Source organism: Leisingera sp. XS_AS12 (assembly GCF_041224635.1).
GTDB lineage: Bacteria > Pseudomonadota > Alphaproteobacteria > Rhodobacterales > Rhodobacteraceae > Leisingera.
The window spans coordinates 1-2,909 of sequence record NZ_JBGFGM010000071.1 but is presented as its reverse complement, the minus strand read 5'-3'; the positions used below and the strand labels follow the sequence as shown (position 1 = coordinate 2,909).

The window sequence follows — 2,909 nt, the reverse complement described above, 5'->3', positions numbered from 1 at the left end:
GCGTGGAGCCCTTCGCCTACCTCAAGGCGACCCTCGAAGCGATCGCCTCCGGTCACCCGGCCAGCAAGATCGACGAGCTGCTGCCCTGGAACTTCACCACGTCAAGCTGATCCCGCGTGGGGCGCAGACAGCGCTTACAGTGAGATCGTGTGTTATGCATTTATTTTTTAATATTTTTCGTCGAATTTCTAGGGCGGTGATTTTCCCTGAACTCCACCTTTTGATCGCGACTTTTATCAGGATTAAGTTGCGAGGTTTGACCGGGGTGTATGGCCGAAACAGGTTGATATGAAGCGCCGAAGAAGAAGGGGGGGAGAACCTTCCGCTAACGTGTTAGTTGAGCTAGTAAGGCGTTGGGATAACAAATCTGAAAGAGGCAATTGATGGCTGAGAGATGGATGGGAATCGTGGTAAGTGGCGACAAGGTTATCGTGGTTGATGCTGAAGTTCCCGATGACGGCCACCTCGTTCTCCAAAACGATGACACTTGGAAACTGCAAACAGGCAATAGGGCTACAGCGTACGACGTCATCAATCGGCAGTGTCGCGATTACTTGCGAGCGAATGGCATCACAAAAGTGATGATCAAAGCCAGTGCGATTTCTCTTGGCTCGACTAAAGTTGCGCATCTGGAAAGTGCCGAACTGAGGGGGGTCATCCAAGCAGCCGCAGCGTCTGTTTGTGAAACGAAAATCCTGAAAAAGGCAACTTTGAGCCGCACATTCGGAGAGCGCAAGGTTGATGAGTACACCAAGGACGATGGCTTCTGGGTGAAGCACTATACAGGCAAGGACTTGCGAGTCGGCAGCCGTGAAGCGGCTATCATGTTGCTCGCGGAAAGCGGGCGTAATGAATAACCACGTAGCAAATCTCAACATTGGCAGGCACATCGGAAACGGTCATTTCGGTGACGTTCATGCTGCGGTCGATCAGGTTCATGGCAACGTCGCTGTAAAGATCATCTCTCAGAAATCCGGCCAGAGCGATGCTGATTGGAACGCTGATAAGGCGGAGTTCTTACGCGAGGCGCAGCATCTTGCGGCGGGCGAGCATCCAAATGTTGTTCCAGTCTATCACTTGGGAGAAAGCCCAGACGGTAGGAGTATCCGTTATTGCATGAAGCTCTGCGCCGGCGGTTCGCTACAGCAGCAGTACGAGGCTGGGCCTATGAAGCTGTCTGATGTTCGAAAGGCAGGAACTGAGGCTCTCCTAGGTTTGGGCAATCTTCATGCCCAAGGGATGATCCATCGCGACATCAAGCCTGGGAACATCCTGATTGACGAACACGGGGTTGCGCGTCTTGGGGACTTTGGCCTGGTCACTGATCAACTACTGCACGGTTACGCGATTGGGGCTGGGTATTCCGACCACCTGGCATTTGAGTACTGGGAATTGGGCGTCACGAGCACAAAGTCAGATATTTGGGCTCTGGGCATGACGCTTTATCGCCTCCTGCATGGCCACACATGGTATACTCAGACTGACCCGCCTCGAATGTCGATAGCAGACGGTGGGTTCCGCGACCAACTCAAGTGGCTCCCACATATCCCGCAGCGCTGGCGCCGGACAATTCGAACTATGCTGCATGATGATACCGAGAGCCGTTACCAAAACGTGGGCCAAGTTCAGTCAGCGTTCTCGAACTTGCCCATTGAGCCCGACTGGTCTTGTGAGGTTGATGACCCGCAGGTCCGTTGGCACAGGCAGTACGGAAATCGAATTATTAGAGTCGAATGGAACCAAATTTCTCAGCGTCGTCACGATTGGCGTGCATGGAGCGAACCTGTTGGAGCAGGTCGGCCGCGCAACCTTGATGGCTCAAACGGTCAAGTTGGTCTGAGAGATGCGATCCGAGGGCTTGAGGAATTCTTTCGGCGTTAGACCGCACGGCGTTTGGGCGGTAGAACATAAGGTCCCATGTTTGGAGATCTGACCGGCGGCTTTGCACCAAGTGCACTGATTGCTAGCTTTCGCCGGTCATTTCTGCACGAACTGCAGAAACTGCTCGCTGCGACAACCCCTTCTTGCGGTTGCCATTCACGTCCACAAAAATTGCACTTTGGTAAGCGCAAAGCTTTTATAAACGCACCCATTGGCTGATTGTCCTCCCTAGTAAAAAGAACATACACAGAACCAAGCAGGTTTGCAAATTTCGGTGTGAATTTCGCGTCAGAGTAACACTCAGAGTAACACAAAGTGAAACCATTCTGCAGCTTTCCCCATATGGGCGAGTGATATGTGCAAGACACAGTTCATAGGTTTGGGCGCTAGGTGCTCGCATGTCCTTGCCCCTTAAACCTGGGTCACTACTTTCGCCACGGAAGGGGGGGGCGGAAGATGGCTCAGGAACGGCGGCAAGATCCCTCGACTTGTGGAATCGGACCGTGATGTTTGCTGCGGACATCGTGAATGGCCAACTTTTTCGCCGCCCCGTTGCACGAGAACTTGTGCGTGTGTTCCCACCGATGGAGTATTGCAAGCGCAGCTGGTTGGGAGCATCGCAACACTCGTCGCAACTGGTGTGGGCGTCAGCGGGATTTACGACTTAGGGTCAGGATTCATAACCAGTAGATGACGGTTGCTGCGAGGGCGATGGCTGAGAGGAAGACTTTCGGACAGCGGTCATAGCGGGTAGCCACGCGCCTCCAGTCCTTGAGCCTGCCGAACATGATCTCGATGCGACTTCGCCGCTTGTACCGGCGCTTGTCGTATTTGACCGGGATCTTGCGCTGCTTTCGGCCGGGGATGCAGGCGCGTATCCCTTTGTTTTGCAATGCCTCTCGGAACCAGTCGGCGTCATAGCCCCGATCCCCGAGCAACCAATCGACGTTTGGCAGGCTGCTGAGCAGCGCCCGTGCGCCGACATAATCGCTCACCTGCCCGGCGGTCACGAACAGGTTGAGAGGTCG

Annotated in this window: 4 protein-coding genes; 3 read left to right on the top strand and 1 reads right to left on the bottom strand. The window is 54.1% G+C overall.

What is annotated here, in order from left to right; genetic code table 11:
* The first annotated feature begins 2 nt into the window (after nucleotides 1-2).
* The 3 genes from AB9K35_RS05570 (at nucleotide 3) to AB9K35_RS05560 (ending at nucleotide 1,881) form a co-directional block, all read left to right on the top strand.
* The gene (locus AB9K35_RS05570) at nucleotides 3-110 is read left to right on the top strand and encodes a transposase domain-containing protein (RefSeq protein WP_369923920.1); all 108 of its coding nucleotides are present in this window, start codon (nucleotides 3-5) and stop codon (nucleotides 108-110) included.
* Between the two features lie 273 nt (nucleotides 111-383).
* Nucleotides 384-857, top strand: coding sequence for a hypothetical protein (locus AB9K35_RS05565; protein WP_369924843.1), 474 nt, complete (start codon nucleotides 384-386; stop codon nucleotides 855-857).
* The gene (locus tag AB9K35_RS05560; RefSeq protein ID WP_369924841.1) at nucleotides 850-1,881 is read left to right on the top strand and encodes a serine/threonine-protein kinase; all 1,032 of its coding nucleotides are present in this window, start codon (nucleotides 850-852) and stop codon (nucleotides 1,879-1,881) included. The genes AB9K35_RS05565 and AB9K35_RS05560 overlap by 8 nt, the downstream gene beginning before the upstream one ends.
* A 677-nt stretch (nucleotides 1,882-2,558) precedes the next feature.
* On the opposite strand, the gene AB9K35_RS05555 is transcribed toward AB9K35_RS05560, so the two are convergent.
* Nucleotides 2,559-2,909: IS5 family transposase (locus AB9K35_RS05555; protein ID WP_369924840.1), on the bottom strand; the 351-nt coding region annotated here is incomplete at its 5' end.